Consider the following 20,101-nt stretch of genomic DNA (forward strand, 5'->3'; position numbering starts at 1 on the left):
GGGCAGGGGTCATGGCGCCGGCACCCTGGGGCGGGTTCGGCGACCGTGCAAGCCTTCCCGGCGGCCCGAGCAGGTTCACGGCGTTTCTTGCGGGCTCATGGCGTCTCTTGTGGGCTCATGGCGTCTCTTGCGGGCTCATGGCGTCTCTTGCGGGCTCATGGCGTCTCGGCGCGCACGGCGCCGCGGCGCGCTTCGAGGTTCTGCCACACGATCAGCGCGGGCAGGCCGAGCACCACGTCCGGCACGCGCTTGGCGAGGGACAGGGCGATGGCGGTGCCCGGATCGATCCCGAACAGAGCGCCGACGAGCACGAACCCGCCTTCCTGCACGCCGAGCCCGCTCGGGATCGGGAAGGCCGCCGACTTGATCGCCTGGCTCAGGGCCTCGATCACCAGAACCTCGGAGAGCGTGACGCCCTCGACGCCAATGCAGGCGAGCACGATCGCGATCTCGGCGGCGCCCAGCGTCCAGGCGAGCGCGTGCAGCAGGATCGATTGCAGCAGTTGTGCCCGCCGGCCGCGGCCCCAGACCGCGTCGAGGGCATCCTGCACGCTGCCGCCCGCGCTGCGAGCCGGCTCTGCCTCGCGCACGAATCGGCGCGAGAGCGCGCCGAGGCGGGCCTCGACGAAGCGCGCCGCGCCGGTGCGCTGGAAGGCGAAGAAGGCGGCCAGCACGAGGCCGGCGACCGCGAGCGCCCTGAAGACCCAGCTCGCGAGTTCGGCCGCCGGCTCCCCCTGGACCTGCATCAGCAGGCCGGCGCCGAGCAGCGCGAACAGCGCCTGGGTGCCGACCTGGAACAGCATGTCGGCGAGGATCGAGGCCGCGGCGAGCGGGCGGGCCACGCCCCAGAAGGTCAACAGCCGGCCGCCGACCACGTCGCCGCCGACGGAGGCGACGGGCAGCAGCACGTTGATGCCCTCGCGCACGAACCGCAGGGTGGCGAAGGCGCCGAAGCCCGCCGGCGACAGGCGATCGAGGATGCGCTGCCACGCCAGCGCGCAGAGCAGCACGATCGCCGCCCGCATCGTCACGACGCCGGCGAGGCCGAGGATGCCGATCCGGCCGAAGGCGTCGGCGACGGCGCCGAGATCGTTGGTGGCGACGAGCCAGATCGCGAGCCCAAGGCCGAGCACGGTGCCGACGAGCGGCAGGCGCCGCAGGAGCGCCCGAGCGAGCGCGGGCCGGCCCGCGCGAAGAGGTTCCGGCGCGCTCACGCGGCCGCGTCGCGGGCGTCGTCGCGCTCGTCTTGGCCCAGGTTTGCGCGCGGGGGCAGCAGCAGGGCGACGATCGCGTCCGGCGACGCCGTCGGATCGATCAGCAGGATCCGTCCGGCCGTGACGCTGGCTCCGGTGGCGACGGCGACGAGGCGCTTCGGGCAGGGGCCGAGGCACCCGGTCTCGACCACCCGCAGCTTCGCCCCGGAGCCGCCCTGCTTCAGGCCGGCCTTCACCCGGTCGCGGATCGCGCGCTTGGACAAGCCCTGGCGCTTGGCGCATTTGGTGCAGACGGCGACGACCTCCGAAAACTTCGCCTTCGCGGTGCGGACGGTTGGGGGCGGCGTGCGGTCGGCGGGGTCCGGTTTCATCGCCTATCGGGTAGGACGAGGCGGCGCGGCGCGCAACCGCGCGGATTCGCCCGAGCCCGCCCAGGGCACGGCAGGCCCGACGCCTTAAAAAGGGCCGAAAAGAACGGGATTGCGGCACCGTTCCGATCGTGGGCGAGCGGCTTCCCCGAAGGCTCGGAAAAGCTGCCCGACACGGCACGGCCGAACGGACAAAGCGCAGGAAACCGGAACGGATGAGCGTCGACGAGGTCAGGCAAGGCGATCGACTCCGCGGCCTGCTGCAGGTCGCGCAGCGCTCGGTGACCGAGCTTCGCCGCGGCGCAGAGACGATCGAGCCGGTCCGCGCCCCGGAGCGGCGCTCCCTGGTGCAGCGCACCCGCGAGAGCCTCGCCTGGACGCGCCTGCCCGGCCTGCGCCCGGCCGATGCCGAGCCGAAGAGCTACGTCGCCCGGCTGGTGCAGCGCTTCAGCCTGTTCGTCCTGCTGCCGACGGCGGTGGTCGCGTTCTACCTGTTCGCGATCGCGTCGGACCAGTACATCGCCGAGGCGCAGTTCGCCGTGCGCGGCAACGTCGAGCCGATGGAGAACGTCTCGCTCGGCGAGTACACGAGCCTGATTCAGAAGCACAACAGCCAGGACAGCTACATCGTCCGGGACTTCATCAACAGCCAAGCCATGGTCGACGCCGTCGAGAAGAGCCTCGGCGTGTCGCGGATGTTCTCGCGCAAGGAAGCCGACTTCTGGGCGCGATACCGTGCGCCGCAGCCGATCGAGGAACTGACCAAGTACTGGCAGGAGCACGTCCTCGCGCGGATCGACGCGATCTCGGGCGTGATCCAGCTGTCGGTGCGCGCCTTCACGCCGGAGGACGCCCTGGCGATCGCCAAGGACGTGATCGCGCGCTCCGAGGTGCTGATCAACGAGATCTCGCGGCGGGCGCAGGCCGACATGGTCAAGCAGGCCGAGGTCGATTCGGTCGCCTCCGAGGAGCGGCTGCGCAAGGCGACCCTCGACATCCAGCGCTACCGCAACCACTGGGGCATCATCGATCCGATCAAGTCGGCGGAGAGCACGCTGACGACGATGATGACCCTGCGCAAGGACAAGCTGAAGGCCGAGAACGACCTCCAGGTGCTGCGTGGATCGAACCTCGACGAAAAGTCGCGCTCGATCCAGGTGCTCGCCGCCACGGTGGCCGCGATCGACAGCCAGATGAAGGGGCTGCAGGACCAGCTCACCACCGACGGCGGCTCCGCTGGCGGCGCGACCATGACCAACGCGCTGCTCGAATACGAGGGCCTGATGGTCGAACGCACCATCGCCGAGAAGCTGAACGAGATGGCCAACACGATCCTCGACAAGGCCCGCGTCTCGGCCGGCAAGCAGCACATCTTCCTCACCGCCTTCGTGCCGCCGATGATCCCGACGGATTCGCTCTATCCGAAGCGCTGGCACCAGCTCGCGGTGCTGTTCTTCTGCTTCGTCGTTCTGTGGAGCTCGGTGTCGCTCATCGTCGGCGGGATCAGGGACCAGCGGATCTGACCGGGCGCCCCGCTCGACCGACTCACCCGACCTCGCCTTCAACGGACCCGATCTCACGCGCATGGCGGACTTCTCCGATCTCGTCGCCCAGGCGATCAAGCCCTCCATGAACCGGGCCGAGCGCGAGGCGGTCTACGGCGTGGTGCGGCAGGCGGTGCTGCGGCTGCGGCAGCGCGAGGACATGAGCCCGGACGATCCGCGGCTCGCGATCCAGCAGCACCTCATCGAGGAGACGATCCGCGACGTCGAGGCCGACATCGCGCGCTTCGAGGCGATGCGGAAGCTCGACGCGGCGCTCGCGGCGCAGACGCGTGCGCACAACGACGGCGGTTCCGGCCGCCGCTGAGGCGGCGCGGCCCGGATCGCGCGTTGACCGGGACCTTGGCCCCCTGTTTGCTGGGGAGACGAGCCGGCCGCGACGACCGGAGCCGAAGGCCTCCCGATCCATGGCGCTGCACCACTTCTCCACCGACGCTCCGTCCGCCGGCGACACCTCCGGCCAGGAGGCGGATGCCGCGCATCGATCCACCGGCAGCCTGCCGGAGATCGACGCCTTCGCCGACGAGATGGCGGCGTGGCGGCACGACCTGCACGCCCATCCCGAGCTGCTCTACGACGTGACGCGCACCGCCGCCTTCGTGGCGGGCAAGCTCGAAGCCTTCGGCTGCGACGAGGTCGTCACCGGCATCGGCCGGACCGGCGTGGTCGGGGTGGTCCGCGGGCGGGGAACGGGAAACGGCGCGAACCGCAACCGCACCCTGGGCCTGCGGGCCGACATGGACGCGCTACCGATCCAGGAGGTGCGCGACCTTCCCTACCGCTCGACCGTGTCGGGCAAGATGCACGCCTGCGGCCATGACGGGCACACCGCGATGCTGCTCGGCGCCGCCAAGTACCTCGCCGCCACCCGCGCCTTCGACGGCACGGCGGTACTGATCTTCCAGCCGGCGGAGGAGGGCGGCGGCGGCGGCGAGGCGATGGTCGAGGACGGCCTGATGGAGCGCTTCGGCATCGATGCGGTCTACGGCATGCACAACATCCCCGGTCTCGCGCTCGGGCGGTTCGCCATCCGTCCCGGCCCGATCATGGCCTCGACCGACCGCTTCACCCTGACGATCGAGGGCCGCGGCGGCCACGCCGCCCTTCCGCAGAACGCGATCGACAGCGTGCTGGTGGCGAGCCACGTGGTGATCGCGCTGCAATCGATCGTCTCGCGCAACATCGACCCGCTCCAATCGGCGGTGGTCTCGGTCTGCGCCCTCGAGGCGGGCGAGGCCTTCAACGTCCTGCCGCAGACGGTGACGATGCGCGGCACCATGCGTGCGCTCTCCACCGAGGTGCGCGCGGCGACGAAGGCGCGCATCGTGGCCATCGTCAAGAAGGTGTCGGCCGGCTTCGGCGCCGTCGGCGGCGTCGACTTCGGATCGAGCTATCCGGTGACGGAGAACCACCCCGCGGAGGCCGCCTTCATGGCCGACGTCGCCGCGGGCCTCGTCGGGGAGGCCCGGGTCGACCGCGCCGTGGCGCCGATGATGGCGGCGGAAGACTTCTCCTACATGCTCGGCCGCCGCCCCGGCGCCTACCTGTTCCTCGGCAACGGCGACAGCGCCGCGCTGCACCACCCGCATTACGACTTCTGCGATGCCGCCGCCCCGCTCGGGGCCTCGCTCTGGGCGCGGCTGATCGAGACAGGGTTGCCGCTGGCGGGATGAGGGCGTGCAGGCCTTCTCCGCCGCCAGGACGGACGCCACGATCGCGTTGGCGTGCCCGTGACCTAAGCCGTGATCGCTCTTCAGCATCGCGACCAGATCCATGTGCTTGGCCGGAAGCTTGTCCCGCACGATCTGCTGCCACGCGCTCACCGGGCGCCCGTATTTTTTCTCGATGGACGGGAAGTACGAGGCCGGTCCCTTGATCGGTTCGGTGGGCATGGCGGGGCCTCCTCCGGGTCCCGCCGCCCGTCGGCGCAGGATCTCTGATCGTCATCGGTGCCGGGCGTCCGGCGGGACGATGCCGGCCGCGGGTCGCCTGGGTTCGGCCCAAGCCCGCCGTCACGCCGGATAGCGCTCCTTCAGCAGCGCGTAGACCAGCCGCGCGGACTGCACCTCACCGCCTTCCGGGCGACCGGGCTTGGTCGAGGGGTTCCAGCCGTAGAGGTCGACGTGCACGTGGCGCTTCGTGTTCGGGGCGAAGCGGCGCAGGAACAGGGCGGCGGTGATCGCTCCGGCGAAGGGGCCGCCCGAGACGTTGTTGAGGTCGGCCACCTTCGAGGCGAGGAGGCTCGCATAGGGCGCGTGCAGCGGCAGGCGCCAGACCGGGTCGATCGCGGTGCGGCCCGCCGCCTCGAACGCGGCGGCGAGCGCGTCGTCCTCGGTGAAGTAGGCCGGCAGGTCGGGGCCGAGCGCCACGCGGGCGGCGCCGGTGAGCGTCGCGAAGTCGATCAACAGGTCGGGCGCCTCGGCGTCGGCCAGCGCCAGCGCGTCGGCGAGGATGAGGCGGCCTTCCGCGTCGGTGTTGCCGATCTCGACGGTGAGCCCGGCGCGGCTGCGGATCACGTCGCCGGGGCGGAAGGCCTCGCCGGAGATCGCGTTCTCCACCGCCGGGATGAGCAGCCGCAGGCGCAGGCGCAAGCCGGCGCCCATCGCCATGTCGGCGGCGGCCAACGCGGCGGCCGCGCCGCCCATGTCCTTCTTCATCAGCAGCATGCCGGCCGACGGCTTGATGTCGAGGCCGCCGGTGTCGAAGGCGACGCCCTTGCCGACGAGGGTCACGCGCGGTGCGTCTTCCGGCCCCCAGTTCAGGTCGATGAGACGGGGCTGGCGGGTCGAGGCGGCGCCGACCGCGTGGACCAGCGGGAAGTCGCGTTCGAGCTCGGCGCCGGCGATCACGGCCACCGTAGCGCCATGGCGCCCGGCCAACGCCCGCGCCGCCGCCTCGATCTCGGCCGGGCCGAGGTCGTTGGCGGGCGTGTTGACGAGGTCGCGCCCGAGGGCGACCGCGGCGGCGATGCGACCGACCTCGCCGGCGTCGACGCCGTCGGGCGCGACGAGGCGCGGTTGCTCCGGCCCGGCGGAGCGATAACGCGAGAAGCGGTAGGCGCCGAGCAGCCAGGCGAGCGCAGCCTCGGCGGCGGCATCGCCCACGACCTGCGCCAGCGCGTAGGTGCCGGGCGGGAGCAGGCCGGGGAGCTTGCCGGCCGACAGCCGGTCGTGGCCGGCCTCGTCCGTCGCGCCGAGGCCGAACAGGACGCGGGCGAGGCTGCCGTCGGCGGCCGGCAGTAGCGCGAGCTGGCCGGCTTTCGCGGTGAAGCCGGTCGCCGCCGCATAGGTCCTCTGCGACGCCTCCAGCCCCGCCTCGGTCGCCGGCCAGCCGGCCTTGGCGACGAGCGTGACCGGGATGCCGGGAGTACCGGCCGGCAACAACGGAGGGATGGACGGTGCGGTGTCGGTCATGCGGTCCCAGCCGGCCGGGGCGTTTAACCCTGGGTTAGGGTTAACGCTCTATCACCGTCCTGTCGGGTGCGGGAAGAACCCGCCCGACCTCGACGGAGCATTCCATGATCGCGGCCTCCCGGCCGGTTGCGGCCACGTTCGCACGGAACTCGGCACCCCGGCTGATCGCCGCCTGCCTGATCACCCTCGTGGCCGCGGGCTGCCAGTCGCGCTCGCCGGAGACCACCGGCTCGATCAACGGCGCGCGCCCCTCGGCCGGGCAGACCGAGGCGCTCGCGGAATCCTACGCGGCCAACCCCAACGACCTCGGCACCGCGATGCGCTACGCGCAGGCGCTACGGGCCAGCGACCAGCGCGCCCAGGCGAGCGCGGTGCTGCAGCAGGCGGCGCTTCGCAACCCGCGCAACACGGCGGTGCTCGGCGCCTACGGCAAGTCCCTGGTGGAGGTCGGGCGGCTGCAGGAGGCGCAGGAGGTGCTGCAGAACGCCCATTCCCCGGCCCAGCCGGATTGGCGCATCCTCTCGGCGCAGGGCTCCGTCGCCGACCAGCTCGGCGACCACGCCCGCGCGCAGGGTTTCTACGACGCCGCCCTGAAGATCCGGCCGGACGAGCCCTCGGTGCTGTCCAATCTCGGCCTGTCCTACGCCCTGGCGCGCCAGCTCGACCGGGCGGAGGAGACGATGCGCGTCGCCGTTTCACGACCGGGCGCGGATGCGCGGGTGCGCGGCAACCTCGCGCTGGTGCTCGGCCTGAAGGGCCGCTTCGACGAGGCCGAGGCGATCCTGCGGCGCGACCTGCCGCCGGCGGAGGTCGCCGCCAACCTCGCCTCGCTGCGCAGCCTCGCCGCGCAATCGACCCGTACCGCGACGGCGCGCAAGCCCGCCGAGCGCGGCTAGGGCGTCATCCCTGATCTCCGGATCACGGAAAACGCTCCATCTCGTCGTGGGGTCGCATCGTCTCGACGCGAGCCGGGATCGACCGCGCTGGAAAAGGCTCTAGGCAGTCCCGTCCGGCCGGCGCCGGGCACCGCGTTCCAGCGCCTTCAGCGCACCGCGAAAGGTGCGCACGTCCTGCTCGGTCAGGCTCATGCGGTGGAGCCGGTCGCGCATGTTGCGGGCGATGCTCTCGCGCTTCTCCGGCGGATAGAAGCCGGCGCGGGCGAGCGTCGCCTCCAGCGTCTCGAACAGCGAGAGCAGCGCCTCGCGGGTCGCCTGCGGCGCCCGGATCTCCCCGGTGAAGGGGGCCTGGGCCAGACCCGCCGCGCGGCGCCACTCGTATCCCACCAGCAGAACCGCCTGCGCGAGGTTGAGCGAGGGAAATTCTTCGCTCACGGGGAAGGTGACGATGGCGTCGGCCAGCGAGACCTCGTCGTTCAGGAGCCCGATGCGCTCGCGCCCGAACATCACGCCAACCTTTTCGGAATTCGCGATCCGCACGTTCGCCTCCGCCATGGCGACGTCGGGCAGCAGGACGCGCTTCATCTGCCCGCGCTCCCGCGCGGTCGTCGCGAACAGGACGTTCAGGTCGGCGACGGCCTCGGGGAGCGTCGCGTAGACCTTTGCCGCGTCGAGCACGTGCGTCGCGCCGGAGGCGGCCTCGCGCATGCCCTTCTTCGGCCAGCCGTTCCGCGGCGCGACGAGCCGCAGCTCCGACAGCCCGAAATTCGCCATCGCGCGGGCGGTCATGCCGATGTTCTCGGCCAACTGCGGTTCGACGAGGATGACCATGGGGACGCTCATGCGCGGGCCTCTCGCACGGACGTCCGCCGTGCGGAAGGGCCTCCGAGCAGACGGAGGCCCTCGTTCGCGGCGCTCAGATCTTCCCGTCCAGACCCATCTGATAATACTTGTGCACGATCTTGTCCTGGTTCTCGAGGAGCCAGTCGATCGAGGGCTCGTTGGTCATCGCCTTGCGGATCGCCTCCGTCATCCCGCGGCGCTGGATGTCGAACAGCGCCTTGTGATCCACGGTCTCGGCCTCGATCACGCCCGGGCTGAGCCAGACCGAGCAGATGATGCCGAGGTCGTTGGCCTTGTCCTTGGGGATGTAGCCGGCGCGCACCGCGTCGAGCACGCCGTTGGCGATGGCGAACTGCACCGTGCCCATCAGGATCGAGGTGTACTTCGATTCCGTGACGCTGACCTTGGAGACGCACAGCGTCACCGGGCGCACCATGATGTCGGTGTTCAGCAGGGCGAAGACGCGGGAATGGCCGACGACCTGGTCGCCGGTCAGCGTGGCGAGCGCGGTGCCCACCGGCCCGTCGAGCTCGCCGATGATCACCTCGGGCTCGGCAGCCGTGTTCGGGGGCCCGCCGGCGACCAGCGCCTCGCCGGCCCGCAGGATGATGCGCTCGCTCATGGTTGCTCCTGACGCTCGATGGATGCGCGCTGATTTCAGCCGCGGCGCCGGATGTCCACCCCTCGCGCCGCACGGCCCGGCGCGCATGACAGGCCCGGCGGCCTGTCCGCGCCCCCGGCTTTCGTCCGGGAAAGGCCCGCGCTATGACCCGCCCCGCGGCCGCACGGCATTTGCATGGGGTCCGCCCGGATTTCTACGGAAGGCAGTGGCTCATGGACAAGATCAAGGTGGCGAAGCCCGTCGTCGAGCTCGACGGCGACGAGATGACCCGAATCATCTGGTCCGAGATCAAGAACAAGCTGATCCACCCCTATCTCGACCTGGACCTCGACTATTACGACCTCGGCGTCGAGCATCGCGACGCCACGAACGACAAGGTCACGGTCGACGCGGCCGACGCGATCAAGCGCCACGGCGTCGGCGTGAAGTGCGCCACGATCACCCCCGACGAGCAGCGCGTCGAGGAGTTCAAGCTCAAGGAGATGTGGCGCTCGCCCAACGGCACGATCCGCAACATCCTCGGCGGCGTGATCTTCCGCGAGCCGATCATCTGCAAGAACGTGCCCCGCCTCGTGCCGGGCTGGACGCAGCCCTTCGTCATCGGCCGTCACGCCTACGGCGACCAGTACCGCGCCACCGACTTCAAGGTGCCGGGCAAGGGCCGCCTGACCATCAAGTTCGAGGGCGACGACGGCACCGTCATCGAGAAGGAAGTGTTCAAGTTCCCCGCGGCCGGCGTCGCGATGTCGATGTACAACCTCGACGAGTCGATCCGCGACTTCGCCCGCGCCTCGCTGAACTACGGGCTGGCGCGCAATTACCCGGTCTACCTGTCGACCAAGAACACCATCCTCAAGGCCTATGACGGGCGCTTCAAGGACCTGTTCCAGGAGGTGTTCGACGCCGAGTTCAAGGGCAAGTTCCAGGCGCTCGGCATCACCTACGAGCACCGCCTGATCGACGACATGGTCGCCTCGTGCCTCAAGTGGTCGGGCGGCTACGTCTGGGCCTGCAAGAACTACGACGGCGACGTGCAGTCGGACACGGCGGCGCAGGGCTTCGGCTCGCTCGGCCTGATGACCTCGGTGCTGATGACCCCGGACGGCCAGACCGTTGAGGCCGAGGCCGCCCACGGCACGGTGACGCGCCACTACCGCGAGCACCAGAAGGGCAAGGAGACCTCGACCAACTCGATCGCCTCGATCTTCGCCTGGACCCGCGGCCTCGCCCACCGGGCCAAGCTCGACGGCAACGCGGAGCTGGCGAAGTTCGCGACCACGATCGAGACCGTCTGCGTCGACACCGTCGAGGCCGGCTTCATGACCAAGGACCTCGCCCTCCTGGTCGGGCCGGAGCAGAAGTGGCTCTCCACCACCGGCTTCCTCGACAAGGTCGACGAGAACCTCAAGGCTGCGATGGCCGGCTGAGGCGTCTCCAGGCACATCGGGCGCCCCGCGACGACGGCGGGGTGGCCCGGTGCCGCATCATTTCGATGCCCGGCATGCGACCGGTCGAGGACGGCGATGCGCGCAAGCACATCGCCGTTCTCGATTCAGGCGGCGCGCACGTCGGCGAGGAACTGGCGGACCTCCGCGCGCAGCATGCCGGATTGGCCGGCGAGCGCGTCGGCCGCGGCCGCGACCGATTGCGCCGCCTGTCCCGCGCCGTCCGCCGAGTGGACGACCTCGGCGATGTCGTTCGTCACCTGGTCGGTGCCGGCCGAGGCTTCGGCCATGCTGCGCACGATCGCCTGCGTGGCGGCACTCTGCTCCTGCACGGCGTGGGCGATGCTCGTCGCCACGCCGTTCATGGCTTGGATCTGGGCGGCGATGTCCTGGATCGCCCCGGCGGCGTCTCCGGTCGCCGCCTGGATCGCGGCGACCTGCCGATCGATCTCGGCCGTGGCGTTGGAGGTCTGGGATGCGAGTTCCTTGACCTCCGCGGCCACGACGGCGAAGCCGCGGCCGGCCTCGCCTGCGCGGGCGGCCTCGATGGTGGCGTTGAGCGCCAGCAGGTTCGTCTGCCGCGCGATGGTCGAGACGAGGCCGATCACGTCGCCGATCCGGTTCGCCGCGCGGTCGAGCGCCGCCATGGTGGATTCGGTGCGGGATGCGGCCTGCACGGCGGTGGCCGACATCGCCGTCGCCTGATCGACCTGCCGGCCGATCTCGCCCATCGTCGCGCCGATCGTGCCGGCCGCGTTCACCGCGGCGTCCACGTTGCCGCCGGTGTCGCGGGCCGCGCCCGCAGCGCGGGTCGAGCACAGGGCGGTTCCCTCCACTTCCGCGCGCATCGTATCGGAGGAGGCCTGCAGCCCGTCCACGGTATCGGAGACTCGGGCGACGATGTTCCCGACGGTCCGCTCGAACCCGTCGGCGAGCTCGTGGAGCATGGCGCGCCGCGCAGCCTCTTCGCGCAGGCGTTCCGCCGCGGTGGTCTCGAGCTGCCGGGCCGCGTCCTCCAGCGACATGTCGCGGATCTTCACCACCGCCCGGGCGATGTCGCCGATCTCGTCCCGGCGGGCGGCCGCCAGCAGCTTCACGTTCGTGTCGCCCCGCGCGAGGCGGTCCGTGTCGGCCGTCAGCCGGATCAGGGGCTGCGACAGGCTCCGGGCGAGCCACCAGGCCGTCGTCACCCCGACCAGGGTGAGGGCGCCGACGAGCCCGAGCATCGCCCAGATCGTCCATACCGTGGCGCGATGGGTCGCCGCGATCCCGGCCTGCGCATCCTCGGTGGCCAGGGCCACGGCGGCGTCGAAGGCCTCCGTCAAACGCCGGCGATGGCGCGTCATCCGTTCCGTGGTGGGAACGCCCTGCGCTGGGCGGAGGCCGAGCAGGATCTCCGCATCGCTGCGCCAGGCGGCCGCCGCGGTCCCGGCCGCGCGGGAGACGGCCCGCATCCGGTCCGACGACGCGGCCGCTTCGAGCCGCCCGAGCAGGGCCGAGAGCTGGTCGCCCTTGGCCGTGAAGTCGGCGGCGACCACCGTCATGTCGATCAGGTCGGTCATCGCGGTCACCCGCGCGACCAGCTCGTCGGCACCGTGGAAGCGGTCGCGCGCCGCGCGGCTCGCCGCGTTCGCTTCGTTCGTGCGCTCGGCGACCCGCGAAAGGTCGCCCACGGCATCCAGTCCGACCAGCCCGGTGACACCGGACAGGAGGCCCGCCAGAATCATGAAGCCGAGGAGCGGAAGAAGGATCTTGTAGCGGATCGACATGGTGGGCGTTCCGTCGTCGCGTCAGTTCGGGAGGTTCGGCAGGGTGGTCCGGGTCTGCTCCGCCGTCAGCGTGCGCAGGAACGCGAGAAGGTCCGCCCGCTCCTGCGCTTCCAGCCGCAACGGCCGCGTCAGCGGCGACTTTGAGGGACGTGCGACGCCGCCCGTCTCGTAGAAGGCGAGGACGGCTTCGAGGTCGGCGAATTGTCCGGCGTGGCCGAAGGGGGCGCGGTAGGTCAGGTTGCGCAGGCCCGGCGTCTTGAACGCGTGCATCGCCCGCGGGTCGTCGGGCTCGAAGGCGGCACGGCCGACATCCTTGGTCGGGATGCCGATGTCGTGGAACTTGTTGTCGGTGAAGTTCCAGCCCGTGTGGCAGCCGGCGCACGCGGCCTTGCCCGTGAACAGGTCGAATCCGCGTTGCGCGGCCGGCGAGATCGCGCTCTCGTCGCCCTCGACCCAGCGATCGAACGGCGCCGTGCCGGCCACGACCGTCCGCTCGTAGGTCGCGATCGCGGTCAGGATGTTGTCCTGGGTGACGCCGTCCTTGGGAAACAGCTTGCCGAACCAGGCGCTGTATTCGGGAATCTTGTTCAGGCGGCCGATGATCTCCGGGAACTTCCCGTCCATCTCGCCTTCGGCGGTGATCGGACCCATCGCCTGGGTTTCCAGGTTCGGGGCGCGGCCGTCCCAGAACAGGGTCGGAATCCAGGCGGCGTTCAGGACGGTGGGCGCCTTGCGCCCGAGGGGCTTGTTGGTCGCACCGATCGCACCGGCGACCGGGACCTCGAACCCGAACGACGGATTGTGGCAGCTGGCGCAGGAGAGGTTCTGCTTGCCGCTCAGGCGCGGATCGAAGAACAGCATCTTGCCGAGCGTCGCCGTCTGCGGCGAATACCGCGCTTCTTCCGGAAACGGGATCAGATCCGGCCGCTTGTAGGCGGCCTTGGCGGACTCCAGACTCTGGCCCTGCGCGACCGTGGCGCAGGCGATCAACGCCGCCGAAGCGAGAACGCTCAGGCAGCGTGAAAGCGCTGTATTTCTCATGATCCGGCCGACCCCCTGGTATCTCCCAAGCGTTGTGGTCGACCAAAGTTAACAACCGACTTTATAAAAATTGCGATGATCAATTGTTTTTCGCAATGATGATATGACTGCAACGCTCGATAGAATTTCTACTTGGGGTTTTACTACCTGCGCCGTCCGACCACATCGCGGCAGAACCGCAGCCGGCGTTCGGCGTGATCGGCTCCGCGACCGGCGGGGATGCCTGCCATCCCGGTTCCGGGGGTCGATTCCACGCCCCAGAGCGTTTAACGCGGCGTCCAACGACGCGCGAACGCTCAAGGCCCTCGACATGATCTCCTCACCCTTGATGACCGTGATGGTCGACGCCGTGCGCAAGGCCTCGAAGGGGCTGCGGCGCGACTACGGCGAGATCGAGAACCTGCAGGTCTCGCGAAAGGGCCCCGGCGATTTCGTCTCGGCGGCCGACCGCAAGGCCGAGGAGACCCTGCGCGACGCCCTGACCAAGGCGCGGCCGGGCTACGGCATGGTGCTGGAGGAGTCCGGCGTCGTCGAGGGCACCGACAAGAGCCACGTCTGGCACGTCGACCCCCTCGACGGCACCTCGAACTTCCTGCACGGCATCCCGCACTTCGCGATCTCGGTCGGGCTCGAGCGCGAGGGCCAGGTGGTCGCGGGCGTGATCTACGATCCCGTCAAGGACGAGCTGTTCGTCGCCGAGCGCGGCAAGGGCGCCTACCTCAACAACCGGCGCCTGCGCGTCTCGGGCCGGGTCGACATGGCCGACGCGCTCACCGCCTACGGCACGCCCTATCTCGGGCGCGGCAACCATCCCCGCCTGCTGCGCGAGGTCGCCGCGGTGATGGCGGTCTCCGGCGGCACGCGGCGGATGGGGTCGGCGGCCCTCGACCTCGCCTACGTCGCCTGCGGCCGGCTCGACCTGTACTGGGAGCGCGACCTGCAGACCTGGGATATCGCCGCCGGCATCATCCTGGTGCGCGAGGCCGGCGGTTTCGTCACCTCCGCCGACGGCGCCTCGGAGCCGCTCGCCGCGAAATCGGTGGCCTGCGGCAACGAGGGCCTGCACCGCGAGCTCGTCGCCATCCTGCGCAAGGTCAACGGCTGAGCCGCGAACTGGCCAGATTCCGCGCCATCTGCTCTAAGCCGCCGATCATCACGAGGAAGGCCCGCCCGGCATGGAACGCCGCCACATCGCCCTGAAGGATTCGATCCGCTCGATTCCCGACTATCCGAAGCCCGGCATCGTGTTCCGGGACATCACCACGCTGCTCAGCGACCCGCGCGCCTTCCGCCGGGCGGTGGACGCCCTGGTGCACCCCTACGCGGGCGGACGGATCGATCAGGTCGCGGGCATCGAGGCCCGCGGCTTCATCCTCGGCGGCGCGGTCGCGCACCAGCTCTCGGCGGGCTTCGTGCCGGTGCGCAAGAAGGGCAAGCTGCCCCACAAGACCGTCTCGATCGCCTACACCCTCGAATACGGCACCGACGAGCTCGAGATCCACGTCGACGCGATCAAGCCCGGCGACCGGGTGCTGCTCGTGGACGACCTGATCGCCACCGGCGGCACCGCCACCGCCGCGGTCAACCTGCTGCGCCAGATCGGCGCCGAGGTGGTCGCGGCCTGCTTCGTGATCGACCTGCCCGAGATCGGCGGCGCGCAGAAGCTGCGCGACCTCGACGTGCCCGTACGGACCCTGATGGAGTTCGAGGGGCACTGAGGCGCGCGTCGGGCATTGGGAAGCCCGCCGAAACGTTGACTCGGTAAATCCCATCCGCCATAAGCCGCGCAGTCGCGATGGCGCTCCGTTCGGGCGCCGTCCGCATGTGCATTCACACTTTAAAGACGCGTGAAGGTCGGGTGCGGCGATAGCCGCCCGCGAACGCGCCTCGACCTTTGGAGGCTTGCAGAGCCATGAAAAGAACCTACCAGCCGAGCCGTCTCGTCCGTAAGCGCCGTCACGGCTTCCGCGCCCGCATGGCCACCGCCGGCGGCCGCAAGGTCATCGCCCGCCGTCGCGCGCACGGCCGCAAGAAGCTCTCGGCCTGAGCGTGACCGTCGCGCCGCCCTTCGCGGCGCGGATGGTGCCCGAGGCGTGAGCGAGGCCGAGCTTCCCATGCCCGTAACGGACTCGCCGGCCACCCTCGCGCCCGCGGCGAACCCGCCGACGGTGGCACGTCTGAGGCGGCGGCCCGACTTCCTGGCGGCGGCCGACGGGCGCCGCTTCCACACCGAGCGCTTGACGGCGCAGGGTCGCGTGCGCGACGCGGGCGAGGTCCGGGACGGCGAATCGATCGCCGGCCTCCATCTCGGCTTCACGATCACCAAGCGGGTCGGCCATGCCACCGAGCGCAACCGCATCCGTCGGCGCCTCCGCGCCGCGGTCGCCGAACTCGGCCCCGAGCTCGGTGCGGTCCCGGCCGACGTCGTGCTGATCGCCCGCCGTCCGGCGATCGACGCCGCGTTCGACACCCTCAAGGACGACCTGCGCCGGGCGATCCCCGCGGTGGCCAAGCCCCGCGGGCCGAACGCGCATCCCCGTCCGCCGCGCCCGCCCAAGCCCGGCGCCGCGAAGGGCCGCGGCAAGGACCCTTCGACGTCCCGACCTTCCGATCGCGCTGCGGCACCAGCCCGTGCGCCCTCAGCAACCTCGAACGCGTGCGACGGTGGCCCCGATGGGCAATGACAAGACGAACATGTTCGTGGCCATCGCCCTGTCGCTGGTGGTGCTGCTCGGGTGGAACTACTTCGTCGCCGCGCCGCGCGTCGAACAGCAGCGCCAGGCCAACCTGCAGAACCAGGCCGCCCAGCAGAGCCCGGGCGTGACGCCTGACGGCGTGCCGTCGCCCAGCCCGAAGGAGGGCGGCCCGGCCGCCCCGGTGGCCGGCACCCTGCCCAACGCGGCCACCGGCCCGATCGGCCGCACCGAGGCGCTCGCCCGCTCGCCGCGCATCAAGATCGAGACCCCGGCGCTCGCCGGCTCGGTCGCCCTCAAGGGCGGCCGCATCGACGACATCTCGCTGAAGAACTACCACGAGACCGTCGACGACAAGAGCCCCGAGATCGTCCTGCTGTCGCCGGCCGGCACCGAGGCGCCGTACTACGCCGAGTTCGGCTGGGTCGGCGCCAACGCGGGCCCGCTGCCGACCAACGACACGGTGTGGACCGCCGACGGGCAGACGCTGGGCGTGAACATGCCGGTGACGCTGTCGTGGGACAACGGCGCGGGCCTCGTGTTCAAGCGCATCCTCGCCGTCGACGACAAGTACATGTTCACGGTCCGCGACGAGGTCGAGAACAAGGGTGCGAACGCGGTCACGCTCTTTCCCTACAGCCTCGTCTCGCGCTGGGGTAAGCCGCACACCCAGGGCTACTACGTGCTCCACGAGGGCATGATCGGCGTGCTCGGCGGCGACGGCCTACAGGAATACACCTACGACCACCTCGCCAAGGAGCCCGCCTACGGCGGCGCCAACACCAAGGGCAAGGCGTGGGCGAACGTCACCGGCGGCTTCGTCGGCATCACCGACAAGTACTGGGCCGCCGCCGCGATCCCCGACCAGGGCGCGGCCTACACCGGCGCGTTCACCGAGCGCACCGACGGCGCGACCAAGATCTACCAGGCCAGCGTGCGCGGCGACGGCCGCAGCGTCGAACCCGGCGCCACCGCCTCGACCACCCAGCGCCTGTTCGCCGGCGCCAAGGAGGTCAACACGATCAACGGCTACGAGAAGAACCTCGGCATCAAGCAGTTCGACCTGATGATCGACTGGGGCTGGTTCCACTTCATCACCAAGCCGATGTTCCGGGCGCTGGACTTCTTCTTCCACCTCCTCGGCAACTTCGGCGTCGCGATCCTGATCGTGACCTTCTGCCTCAAGCTCCTGTTCCTGCCGATCGCCAACCGCTCCTACGTCTCCATGGCCAAGATGAAGGCCGTGCAGCCCGAGATGGCCTCCATCCGGGAGCGGTACAAAGACGATAAGATGAAGCAGCAACAAGCGATGATGGAGTTGTATAAGAAAGAGAAGATCAATCCCGTCGCCGGCTGCTGGCCGGTGCTGGTGCAGATTCCGGTCTTCTTCGCGCTGTACAAGGTGCTGTTCATCACCATCGAGATGCGCCACGCGCCGTTCTTCGGCTGGATTCAGGACCTCGCCGCGCCCGATCCGACCAGCATCGTCAACCTGTTCGGCCTGCTGCCGTTCGCGGCGCCCGACTTCGTTCACCTCGGCATCTGGCCGATCATCATGGGTGTGACGATGTTCGTGCAGATGAAGATGAACCCCGCCCCGCCGGACCCAGTGCAGGCGCAGATCTTTACATTCATGCCGATCGTCTTCACCTTCATGCTCGGCTCTTTCCCGGCCGGACTTGTGATCTACTGGGCTTGGAACAACACACTCTCGGTGACGCAGCAATACGTCATCATGCGCCGCAACGGTGTGAAAGTGGAGCTGTGGGACAACCTGCGGAACACGTTCAAGCGCGGCAGCAAGACCGCGCCTGCGAAGAGCTGACGTGACACAGCAGGAGCAAGAGGACGCGGCGCTCGCCGAGAGCGGGCGCCTGCTGTTCGCAGGCGCCGCCGACTTCGTCGCCGCGGCGCCCTCACTCGGCACGTTGCCGGCTATGGACGGCGTCGAGATTGCCTTCGCCGGCCGTTCGAACGTCGGCAAGTCGAGCCTCGTCAACGCGCTCACTGGGCGCAACACGCTCGCGCGCACCTCGCACACGCCGGGGCGGACCCAGCAGCTCAACTTCTTCCGGATCGGCGAGCGGCTGACGCTGGTCGACATGCCGGGCTACGGCTACGCCGCGGTCGGCAAGGAGAAGGTCGAGGCCTGGACCGACCTGATCCACGCCTACCTCAAAGGCCGCGCCAACCTCGCGCGGGTGTTCATGCTGATCGATTCCCGCCACGGGCTGAAGGGCATCGACACCGACGTGCTCGACGGGCTCGATAAGGCGGCGGTGAGCTACCAGATCGTGCTGACGAAGGGCGACGCCCTGAAGAAGTCCGAAATCGACGCGCGGATCGCCGGCATCCAGGCTGCGCTCGCCCGGCGCCCGGCGGCCTACCCGCAGATCCTGCTGACCTCGAGCCGCGACGACCGCGGCGTGCCCGAGCTTCGGGCCGCCGTCGCCCGGCTGATGGCCGAGCGCGGAGCGTAATGCCGACGACGATGGCTGACCGCACCCTCGTCGCCCTGGCCTGCCTCGCCGGCGGCCTCGGCGTCGCGGCCAGCGCCGCCGCCGCCCACATCCCCGGCGCCGACAGCCTGAAGACCGCAGCGCAGTTCCTGTTGTTCCACGCCCCCGCCATCCTGGCCCTTGCCGGCCTCGCCGCCGTCGGCGCGACCCATGCCGTGGCCACGCGGATCGCCGCCTTCGCGCTCGTGCTCGGCCTCGCGCTGTTCTCCGGCGACCTGGCGATTCGCGCGCTGGCGCAGCGGCCGCTGTTTCCGATGGCCGCGCCGTCGGGCGGCATCCTGCTGATGCTGGGCTGGGCGTCGGCGGCCGTCGCGGCGTTCCTGCCCGTCAGGCGTTAAAACGGTCGCGTGGCCGGCGGACCCGTGCCGGGTCGATCGAAACACCCATTCGGACTGCGAGGCACGATGCCGAAATCCGAGAAGCAGAAGATGATCGCGGGCGAGTTGTACCGCGCGGGCGATCCCGAGCTTCAGGCAGATGCGGCGGCCAACAAGGCATGGCTCGTGCGCTACAACGCAGCGCTGGCCGCATCGCCTGCGGAGCGGCGCGTACTGCTGATGGAGCATTTCGGCGGCGTCGGGGCAGGGGTCGTCGTCCGGCCGCCGTTCCATTGCGACTACGGCTACAACATCACGCTCGGCGCCGACGTGTTCTTGAATTTCGGCTGCATCGTCCTCGACGTGGTCGCGGTGACGATCGGGGACGGCACACAGGTCGGTCCCGGCGTTCAGATCCTGACTGCCGACCACCCGCGCGATGCCGAGACTCGCCGATCGGGCCTCGAATTCGGGCGCCCGATCGCGATCGGCGCCAACGTCTGGATCGGCGGCGCCGCCCTGATCCTGCCCGGCGTCACCGTCGGCGACGACGCGGTCATCGGCGCCGGCGCGGTGGTGACGCGGGACGTGCCTGCCGGCGCGACGGTGGTCGGCAACCCGGCGCGGGTCGTGGCGACGCGGTAGACTTTTAGCCCGCCCGCACCTGCAGGAACTCCACGGCCGGCCCCTGTACGTCCGAAAAGACGCCCGCCGTCAGCGCGGCGCCGTAGACGGCGGCGGTGTCGAGATTGGTGCGGAAGCGGCGGCGATCGGGCGTGCCGGAGTGTTGCGGCGTGTGGCCGTGGACGACATGCCGGCCGAAATCGCAATCTTCGGAGAGGAAGGGCTCTCGGATCCAGAGGCGGTCTTGCGCGTCCGAGGTCTCCGGGTCGGTCCCGGGCCGGAAGCCGGCGTGGACGTACCAGCGTTCGGCGTCCGCATGCATCGTCGGCAGCGCCTCGATCCAATCGAGCACGTCGCCGGGGATCGCCGCCGCCTCGTCGACGCCGAACGAGGCCAGGGTCTCGGCGCCGCCGTTTCGGAGCCAGAGGTCGTCGGCGCCGGGCGTCGTCAGGCCCGAGAGCAGCATCGCCTCGTGGTTGCCCATCAGGCAGGCGACCCGCTCGGGATCGCTCCAATGCAGGCGGCTGATCGTCCGCAAAACACCGGCGCTGTCCGGCCCGCGGTCGATGTAGTCGCCGAGGAAGACGAGGCGATGCGGGCGTCCCGCCGCATGGGTCTCGATGCGGGCGAGGAGCGCGTCGAGCAGGTCGGCGCAGCCGTGGATGTCGCCGATGGCGTAGGTCAAGTCGCTCATGTCGGCCTAGTGTCGCCGCGCGGCGGCGCAAAGAAAAGCCCCGGCCGCTCGATCCGAGCGGCCGGGGCGGAGTGCGATCCA

General features: G+C 70.3%; 21 protein-coding genes and 1 pseudogene. 13 read left to right on the forward strand and 9 right to left on the reverse strand.

The features are described from left to right. Window positions 1-155 precede the first annotated feature (155 nt). Window positions 156-1,214 (reverse strand): flippase-like domain-containing protein, encoded by a 1,059-nt coding sequence (locus tag FV229_RS01055; protein WP_147750163.1) that lies wholly within the window; start codon window positions 1,212-1,214, stop codon window positions 156-158. Beyond that, window positions 1,211-1,585, reverse strand: a complete 375-nt coding sequence (locus FV229_RS01060) for a (2Fe-2S) ferredoxin domain-containing protein (protein WP_187275015.1) — start codon at window positions 1,583-1,585, stop codon at window positions 1,211-1,213. Before FV229_RS01060 ends, FV229_RS01055 begins: the two co-directional genes overlap by 4 nt. Window positions 1,586-1,797: 212 nt before the next feature. On the opposite strand from FV229_RS01060, the gene FV229_RS01065 reads away from it, so the two are divergent. The 3 genes from FV229_RS01065 (at window position 1,798) to FV229_RS01075 (ending at window position 4,817) form a co-directional block, all read left to right on the forward strand. Further along, entirely contained in the window at window positions 1,798-3,105 is a 1,308-nt protein-coding gene (locus FV229_RS01065; RefSeq protein ID WP_147750164.1) for a capsule biosynthesis protein, read from the forward strand. Between the two features lie 61 nt (window positions 3,106-3,166). After that, window positions 3,167-3,451, forward strand: coding sequence for a hypothetical protein (locus FV229_RS01070; protein ID WP_147750165.1), 285 nt, complete (start codon window positions 3,167-3,169; stop codon window positions 3,449-3,451). A 190-nt stretch (window positions 3,452-3,641) separates the two neighbouring features. Further along, a complete protein-coding gene (locus FV229_RS01075) occupies window positions 3,642-4,817 on the forward strand; it encodes a M20 aminoacylase family protein (protein WP_187275022.1) in 1,176 nt (391 codons plus the stop codon). Window positions 4,818-4,829: 12 nt separating this feature from the next. On the opposite strand, the pseudogene FV229_RS01080 reads toward FV229_RS01075, so the two are convergent. Together FV229_RS01080 and FV229_RS01085 are read right to left on the reverse strand one after the other, a co-directional pair. Further along, a pseudogene (locus FV229_RS01080) lies at window positions 4,830-5,036 on the reverse strand (DUF4287 domain-containing protein); the annotation flags it as partial. 120 nt (window positions 5,037-5,156) lie between these two features. Next, window positions 5,157-6,557 carry a leucyl aminopeptidase family protein gene (locus FV229_RS01085; RefSeq protein ID WP_147750166.1) on the reverse strand — a complete coding sequence of 467 codons (1,401 nt, stop codon included), beginning with the start codon at window positions 6,555-6,557 and terminating at the stop codon, window positions 5,157-5,159. A gap of 104 nt (window positions 6,558-6,661) precedes the next feature. Here FV229_RS01085 and FV229_RS01090 point away from each other — a divergent pair, with 104 nt between their 5' ends. Next, window positions 6,662-7,453, forward strand: a complete 792-nt coding sequence (locus tag FV229_RS01090) for a tetratricopeptide repeat protein (RefSeq protein WP_147750167.1) — start codon at window positions 6,662-6,664, stop codon at window positions 7,451-7,453. Window positions 7,454-7,552: 99 nt separating this feature from the next. Here FV229_RS01090 and FV229_RS01095 read toward each other — a convergent pair whose 3' ends face one another. Both FV229_RS01095 and FV229_RS01100 read right to left on the reverse strand, forming a co-directional pair. Continuing rightward, window positions 7,553-8,296: an RNA methyltransferase gene (locus FV229_RS01095; RefSeq protein ID WP_147750168.1), complete on the reverse strand. Its 744-nt coding sequence runs from the start codon at window positions 8,294-8,296 to the stop codon at window positions 7,553-7,555. Between the two features lie 73 nt (window positions 8,297-8,369). Next, a complete protein-coding gene (locus FV229_RS01100) occupies window positions 8,370-8,918 on the reverse strand; it encodes a formaldehyde-activating enzyme (protein WP_147750169.1) in 549 nt (182 codons plus the stop codon). Between the two features lie 212 nt (window positions 8,919-9,130). On the opposite strand from FV229_RS01100, the gene FV229_RS01105 reads away from it, so the two are divergent. Continuing rightward, window positions 9,131-10,345 (forward strand): NADP-dependent isocitrate dehydrogenase, encoded by a 1,215-nt coding sequence (locus tag FV229_RS01105; protein ID WP_147750170.1) that lies wholly within the window; start codon window positions 9,131-9,133, stop codon window positions 10,343-10,345. A gap of 125 nt (window positions 10,346-10,470) precedes the next feature. Here the strand turns inward: FV229_RS01105 and FV229_RS01110 are convergent, their stop codons facing one another. Both FV229_RS01110 and FV229_RS01115 read right to left on the reverse strand, forming a co-directional pair. Continuing rightward, on the reverse strand, window positions 10,471-12,132 hold the full coding sequence (locus tag FV229_RS01110; protein WP_147750171.1) for a HAMP domain-containing methyl-accepting chemotaxis protein: 1,662 nt from the start codon (window positions 12,130-12,132) through the stop codon (window positions 10,471-10,473). A 21-nt stretch (window positions 12,133-12,153) separates the two neighbouring features. Continuing rightward, window positions 12,154-13,173: a cytochrome c peroxidase gene (locus FV229_RS01115; RefSeq protein ID WP_147750172.1), complete on the reverse strand. Its 1,020-nt coding sequence runs from the start codon at window positions 13,171-13,173 to the stop codon at window positions 12,154-12,156. Between the two features lie 310 nt (window positions 13,174-13,483). Between FV229_RS01115 and FV229_RS01120 the strand changes: the two genes are divergently transcribed. The 8 genes from FV229_RS01120 to FV229_RS01155 all read left to right on the forward strand — a co-directional run bounded on the left by FV229_RS01120 (window position 13,484) and on the right by FV229_RS01155 (window position 19,347). Continuing rightward, the gene (locus FV229_RS01120; protein WP_147750173.1) at window positions 13,484-14,278 is read left to right on the forward strand and encodes an inositol monophosphatase family protein; all 795 of its coding nucleotides are present in this window, start codon (window positions 13,484-13,486) and stop codon (window positions 14,276-14,278) included. A gap of 70 nt (window positions 14,279-14,348) precedes the next feature. Next, window positions 14,349-14,891 (forward strand): adenine phosphoribosyltransferase, encoded by a 543-nt coding sequence (locus tag FV229_RS01125; RefSeq protein ID WP_147750174.1) that lies wholly within the window; start codon window positions 14,349-14,351, stop codon window positions 14,889-14,891. 194 nt (window positions 14,892-15,085) lie between these two features. Beyond that, window positions 15,086-15,220 (forward strand): 50S ribosomal protein L34, encoded by a 135-nt coding sequence (gene rpmH, locus FV229_RS01130; protein ID WP_082643292.1) that lies wholly within the window; start codon window positions 15,086-15,088, stop codon window positions 15,218-15,220. Between the two features lie 67 nt (window positions 15,221-15,287). Beyond that, window positions 15,288-15,857: a ribonuclease P protein component gene (gene rnpA / locus FV229_RS01135; RefSeq protein ID WP_147750175.1), complete on the forward strand. Its 570-nt coding sequence runs from the start codon at window positions 15,288-15,290 to the stop codon at window positions 15,855-15,857. Further along, window positions 15,847-17,691 carry a membrane protein insertase YidC gene (gene yidC, locus FV229_RS01140; protein ID WP_147750176.1) on the forward strand — a complete coding sequence of 615 codons (1,845 nt, stop codon included), beginning with the start codon at window positions 15,847-15,849 and terminating at the stop codon, window positions 17,689-17,691. Before rnpA ends, yidC begins: the two co-directional genes overlap by 11 nt. A gap of 1 nt (window position 17,692) precedes the next feature. Further along, on the forward strand, window positions 17,693-18,346 hold the full coding sequence (gene yihA / locus FV229_RS01145; RefSeq protein ID WP_147750177.1) for a ribosome biogenesis GTP-binding protein YihA/YsxC: 654 nt from the start codon (window positions 17,693-17,695) through the stop codon (window positions 18,344-18,346). Then, entirely contained in the window at window positions 18,346-18,723 is a 378-nt protein-coding gene (locus tag FV229_RS01150; RefSeq protein ID WP_147750178.1) for a DUF423 domain-containing protein, read from the forward strand. Before yihA ends, FV229_RS01150 begins: the two co-directional genes overlap by 1 nt. A gap of 66 nt (window positions 18,724-18,789) precedes the next feature. Beyond that, on the forward strand, window positions 18,790-19,347 hold the full coding sequence (locus FV229_RS01155; protein ID WP_147750179.1) for a sugar O-acetyltransferase: 558 nt from the start codon (window positions 18,790-18,792) through the stop codon (window positions 19,345-19,347). A 4-nt stretch (window positions 19,348-19,351) separates the two neighbouring features. Here FV229_RS01155 and FV229_RS01160 read toward each other — a convergent pair whose 3' ends face one another. Beyond that, the gene (locus tag FV229_RS01160) at window positions 19,352-20,020 is read right to left on the reverse strand and encodes a metallophosphoesterase family protein (RefSeq protein WP_147750180.1); all 669 of its coding nucleotides are present in this window, start codon (window positions 20,018-20,020) and stop codon (window positions 19,352-19,354) included. Window positions 20,021-20,101: the final 81 nt, after the last annotated feature.

Origin of the sequence: Methylobacterium sp. WL120 (assembly GCF_008039465.1) — a bacterium.
Taxonomy (GTDB): domain Bacteria; phylum Pseudomonadota; class Alphaproteobacteria; order Rhizobiales; family Beijerinckiaceae; genus Methylobacterium; species Methylobacterium cerastii.